This is a genomic window from Burkholderia sp., assembly GCF_018375725.1.
GTDB lineage: Bacteria > Pseudomonadota > Gammaproteobacteria > Burkholderiales > Burkholderiaceae > Burkholderia.
The window spans coordinates 1-4,574 of sequence record NZ_JAHACR010000319.1; the positions used below are offsets into that span (position 1 = coordinate 1).

Sequence of the window (4,574 nt, forward strand, 5' to 3'; positions counted from 1 at the left end):
GCCGACGGTCGCGCTCGAAGGGTTCGGGCTGATCACCGTGGAATCGCTCGCATCCGGCACGCCGGTGCTGGTTACGCCGGTCGGCGGCTTGCCGGAAGCGGTCGCGGGACTGTCCGGCGATATAGTGCTGCCGGCGACCGGCGCGCAGGCGATTGCGGAAGGGCTCGGCGCGGCGCTGTCGGGGGCGATCGCGCTACCGGACGAAGCGGCCTGCAAGCGCTATGCACGCGACCATTTCGACAATGCGGTGATTGCGCGGCGCGTCGCGGAGGTGTACGGCGAGGCGATTCGGGCGAGGTGAGCGGGCTGGCGCACAGTCGCGGCTTGCGCCGTGGTCGATATCGGGTCGAGGTGCGTCGCCGGGTGCGCAGCTCGGCGGCGACGGCCTGCGAGGGTGGCCCGCGTGTGCGGTCACGTGAACGGCACGATGCCGACGATCGGCATCGGAATCGACATCCGCAGCGAAATGGCCTTCAGTGACGCCCGCCGCGCCAGCGGCCCGGCGCGATGCCAAAGCGGTTCGTGAACGCGTGCGTGAAGGCGCTCTGATCCGAGAAACCGACTTCCCCGGCGACATCCGCGAGCGAATGCCGTTCGTCGGCGAGCAGGATGACGGCGGCGTCGAGCCGCAAGCGTTGCAGATAGCGATGCGGGGTTTCGCCGAATGCCTCGACGAACAGTTGATGGAAACGGCGCATGCCGAAGCCGCAATGGGCGGCGAGATCGGCGATGCGCAGCGGCTCGGCGAGCCGTGCACGCAACCATCGATCGATGCGCGCGAAATCGAGGCCCGATGCGGGCGCGCCGATCCCGCGATCGCCGAGCAGCGCATCGCACAGCCGTGCCGCCGCCTGCCATTGGAAGCGATGCGCGGCGGCGCGCTGAGTGTCGCCCGCCGCATCGTCGAGCCGCGCGGCGCCTGTCGCGACTTGCGCGACGAGCGCCGTCAGGCGCGGATCGATCGAGATGGCGCGTGCGACATCGAACAGCCGTTCCGGCACCGCGAGCGAACTTGCCGGCAGGTCGAGCACGAGTTGGCGATTCACGCCGAGGCCCGCGTATTCATGCCGCGCACCGGCCGGTATCAGCCACGCGGCGTGCCGGTCGATGCGCTGGCCGACGCCGTCCACCGACATCACCATCGCGCCGTCGACGCCGAGCACGACCTGATGAAAGTCGTGCACGTCCGACGCTTCCGACGCGTCGTAGCGGCGGAGCGCGATGGCGGGTGACGGGCGGGGGCCCATGCGTGGACGGCGGCTGCCGTATCAGACGTCGAGCAATTCGACTTCGAAGACGAGCGTCGCGTTCGGCGGAATCACGCCGCCCGCGCCGCGCACGCCGTAACCGAGTTGCGGCGGAATCGTCAGGCGACGCACGCCGCCGACCTTCATGCCCTGCACACCCTCATCCCAACCCTTGATGACCATGCCGCCGCCGAGCACGAACGCGAACGGGTCGTTGCGATCCTTGCTCGAATCGAACTTCTGACCGTCGGTCAGCCAGCCGGTGTAATGCACGCTGACGGTCTGGCCGGCTTTGGCCTCGGCGCCGGTGCCTTCGGTCAGATCTTCGTATTTGAGGCCGGAATCGGTCGTGATGACGGACATGACTTGCTCCTGAATGGGGTTGGGTGAAACCGCTATTGTAGGCGAGCAGGCGACGTGCCGGCGTGTGTCCGCGCGGGCCGCGTCACTCCATCGTCGCCCGATCGAGCGTTCGAATTGAACGGCAACGATGACAGCGGCGCGGCGGCGTGCGAACGGGCGATGCGTATGAATCGGTTGTCCAGCGATATGCGTGCCGGCACGTTGCGAGCAGCATCCAACGTCCGAGATGCGCATGCAGCTTGCGCGTCGGAGATGACGGAACCCCGCGTGGACGGTCATCCGGCATCGTTGGCGCAGGCGGGATCGCGTTCGAATTCCGGGCGCCGCTTACCGGGCATCGGGATCGCTTGCATCGGCGTCCCGGCCGATTCCTGTTTGGAAGCGGGCATCTACTGTGCGCCTTGCGTAGCGCCGTCGCGGTGGCCTATCTTTACAGTTGTTGATGTCAAGGTTTGCGGCGGTGCGGACAGGATGAGCAGGCGCACCAAAGATTCGGCGGCCGCATCGCTTGCAGCCGGCCTCGGCGTGCACCTCGATGCCATCGTTGCCGATCCGGACGCGGCATCGGCACCCCGATCCGGAGCGGATTGGCATGGAACCCGGGCGTGACGCATGGAACCGGCGTACTGAAGCGCCGACCCGGGATGACGCGAGCACTGCCGCACCTTCACCGGACAACACGAACACAAAGGCGCCAGTCCTGGCCGAAAGGAGACAAACGAGCATGAAAACCGCTGCTTCCACGTCCGCATCCGACGTGATGCCGGTGCGCCGCGATCTGCGTTTCGACCTGCCGGTCGAGCGCGCGAAGGACTGGCATGCCCAGGGTTCGCACGTGACGCATTTCTTCAACGCGCTGTCGCTGCTGTTTCCGGCGGGCGAGCGCTTCTTCATGGATTCGGTGCGCCATTACAGAGACCGCATCGACGATCCGGTACTGAAGAAGCAGGTGCTCGGCTTCATCGGGCAGGAGGCGATGCACACGCGCGAGCACGTCGAATACAACGAACTATTGCAGGCGAACCGGCTGCCGGCGCGCAAGCTCGACCAGCGCGTGTGGATCGTGCTCGGCTACGTGAAGCGCACGTTTCCACAGGCGTTGCAGCTCGCGCACACGGTCGCGGCCGAGCATTACACCGCCATGCTCGCCGACTGGATCCTGCGCGACCCGACGCGGCTCGCCGGCTCGGTCGAGGGCTATCGCCAGATGTGGGTCTGGCATGCGCTCGAGGAAACCGAGCACAAATCCGTATCGTTCGACGTATGGAACACGGTGATGAAGCCGGGGCTGTCGCGCTACCTGATGCGCATCGGCGTTTTCCTGCTGACTACGCTGACTTTCTGGCCGACGGTCTGCCTGATGCACATCGCGCTGATGCGGCGCGACCGGGACGCGAAGCACGGCGTGCGCGGGATGCTGCGCGTGATCGCATTCCTGTACGGGCCGCGCCACGGCGTGTTCCCGAGCATCGCGCTCGAATGGCTGAGCTTTTTCCGGCCGGGATTCCATCCGTGGGATCACGACAATCGTCAGCATCTGTCGCGCGTCGATGCGCTTGTCGCCGCATACGGCGGGCAAGACGGCGGGGCGTCCGGCCGGGGGCGCACGAATCCTGGCGCGCCCGCGCCGTCGCCGGGACGATGAGTCGCCGGGGCGCCTGCGGGGGCGCCGCGCGCTCGCTCGGTGTTGTGTCCATACGTCAGTCGGATATGTCTGATGATTGGTCGCCATCCCCGTTGTCACGGACGTTAGTCGGCGTTCACATCCATTGGATCTGGCGCGATATCGGCACGTGTCGCCCGTCGCATGCCGGCTTGCATCGCGGGAGCACCGAATGCCGTGGGTGCGGCGTTCGGCAAGCGCAGCAACGTGCACCGCGGGTAGGCCGGCGGCATGTTTCTCCAACGCGCGCCTGAACGCCAGCCCGGTTCCCGTCGTCCGCGCTACCGGGAAAACACCCATCTAGCCGCTCGCCGCCGGCGTCGATATACCGACAAGGGAAGGTTACGAGCCGACGTTATTTATTTTTTCCGGTGTCGTCAGGAGTATTTTATTCAGACGGAATTGCGGAGAATATGTCGGTTCAATTGTCCGCGCGGTCACAGGCCGCTGCGGCGCATTGTCGAAGCGTGATACCAACGCCGAGCGGGGAACAACAATGGTTTCAAAGTCACCCGATCCAACCGGGGCGGCCCAGGCCACAGCGCATGACGTATCACCCGTGTCGATTACCGCCCCTGAAGCGGGACGACGGCTGTTTGTCATTGCGCGTTCGCCCGACGAGCCGCTGCTTTCGCAATTGCGCGCACTCGGCTGGGATATCTCGACTGCCAAGACCGCCGGCTCCGCGCAGAACATGACGTCCGGCGCCGGTGTCGCCGCCGGCCTGATCGACTTCACGGGCTTTTCATCGCGCGACTTTCCCGCGCTCAAGAGCTGCCTGAGCCAGTCCGCCATCGGCTGGATCTCGATCGCGCAGGCCGGCGTGTCGATCAGTCCCGCGGTGCGCGAACTGATCCGCAGCTACTGTTTCGACTATGTGACGCTGCCGCTGCCGTACGAATGGATCTCGCACGTGCTCGGCCACGCGCGCGGCATGGCTGCGCTCGATCGCGTGGACGGCGCGGCTTATGCGGCGTCGATCGGCGAGCACGGGATGATCGGCAACTGCGAGGCGATGCAGCAACTGTTCAGCACGATCCGCAAGGTTGCGAAGACCGACGCGAGCGTGTTCATCTCCGGCGAATCCGGCACGGGCAAGGAACTGACGGCGCTGGCGATCCACGAGCGGTCGGGGCGCAGCAAGGGGCCGTTCGTCGCGATCAACTGCGGCGCCATTCCGCATCACCTGTTGCAGTCGGAACTGTTCGGCTACGAGCGCGGCGCATTCACCGGTGCGAGCCAGCGCCGTGCGGGCCGCATCGAAGCCGCGAACGGCGGCACGCTGTTTCTCGACGAGATCG

At 66.3% G+C, this 4,574-nt stretch carries 6 protein-coding genes; 4 read left to right on the forward strand and 2 right to left on the reverse strand.

Annotated features, from left to right (window positions below):
- The coding region (locus KH616_RS21725) for a glycosyltransferase (protein ID WP_292250687.1) at nt 1-301 on the forward strand (301 nt) is incomplete at its 5' end.
- Between the two features lie 172 nt (nt 302-473).
- Here the strand turns inward: KH616_RS21725 and KH616_RS21730 are convergent.
- Nucleotides 474-1,247: an AraC family transcriptional regulator gene (locus KH616_RS21730; RefSeq protein ID WP_292250689.1), complete on the reverse strand. Its 774-nt coding sequence runs from the start codon at nt 1,245-1,247 to the stop codon at nt 474-476.
- Nucleotides 1,248-1,268: 21 nt separating this feature from the next.
- Nucleotides 1,269-1,610, reverse strand: a complete 342-nt coding sequence (locus KH616_RS21735) for an FKBP-type peptidyl-prolyl cis-trans isomerase (protein ID WP_292250690.1) — start codon at nt 1,608-1,610, stop codon at nt 1,269-1,271.
- A 114-nt stretch (nt 1,611-1,724) separates the two neighbouring features.
- On the opposite strand from KH616_RS21735, the gene KH616_RS21740 reads away from it, so the two are divergent.
- The 3 genes from KH616_RS21740 to KH616_RS21750 form a co-directional block, all read left to right on the forward strand.
- Nucleotides 1,725-2,219 carry a hypothetical protein gene (locus tag KH616_RS21740; RefSeq protein ID WP_292250691.1) on the forward strand — a complete coding sequence of 165 codons (495 nt, stop codon included), beginning with the start codon at nt 1,725-1,727 and terminating at the stop codon, nt 2,217-2,219.
- A 115-nt stretch (nt 2,220-2,334) separates the two neighbouring features.
- On the forward strand, nt 2,335-3,255 hold the full coding sequence (locus KH616_RS21745; protein WP_292250693.1) for a metal-dependent hydrolase: 921 nt from the start codon (nt 2,335-2,337) through the stop codon (nt 3,253-3,255).
- Nucleotides 3,256-3,769: 514 nt separating this feature from the next.
- Nucleotides 3,770-4,574 (forward strand): sigma 54-interacting transcriptional regulator (locus KH616_RS21750; RefSeq protein ID WP_292250695.1); only part of this gene is annotated, 805 nt, incomplete at its 3' end.

Excerpts from the sequence above, each read along its gene's own strand:
- KH616_RS21730 (WP_292250689.1), bottom strand. The coding sequence starts at position 1,247 with ATGGGCCCCCGCCCGTCACCCGCCATCGCGCTCCGCCGCTACGACGCG.
- KH616_RS21735 (WP_292250690.1), bottom strand. The coding sequence starts at position 1,610 with ATGTCCGTCATCACGACCGATTCCGGCCTCAAATACGAAGATCTGACC.
- KH616_RS21745 (WP_292250693.1), top strand. The coding sequence starts at position 2,335 with ATGAAAACCGCTGCTTCCACGTCCGCATCCGACGTGATGCCGGTGCGC.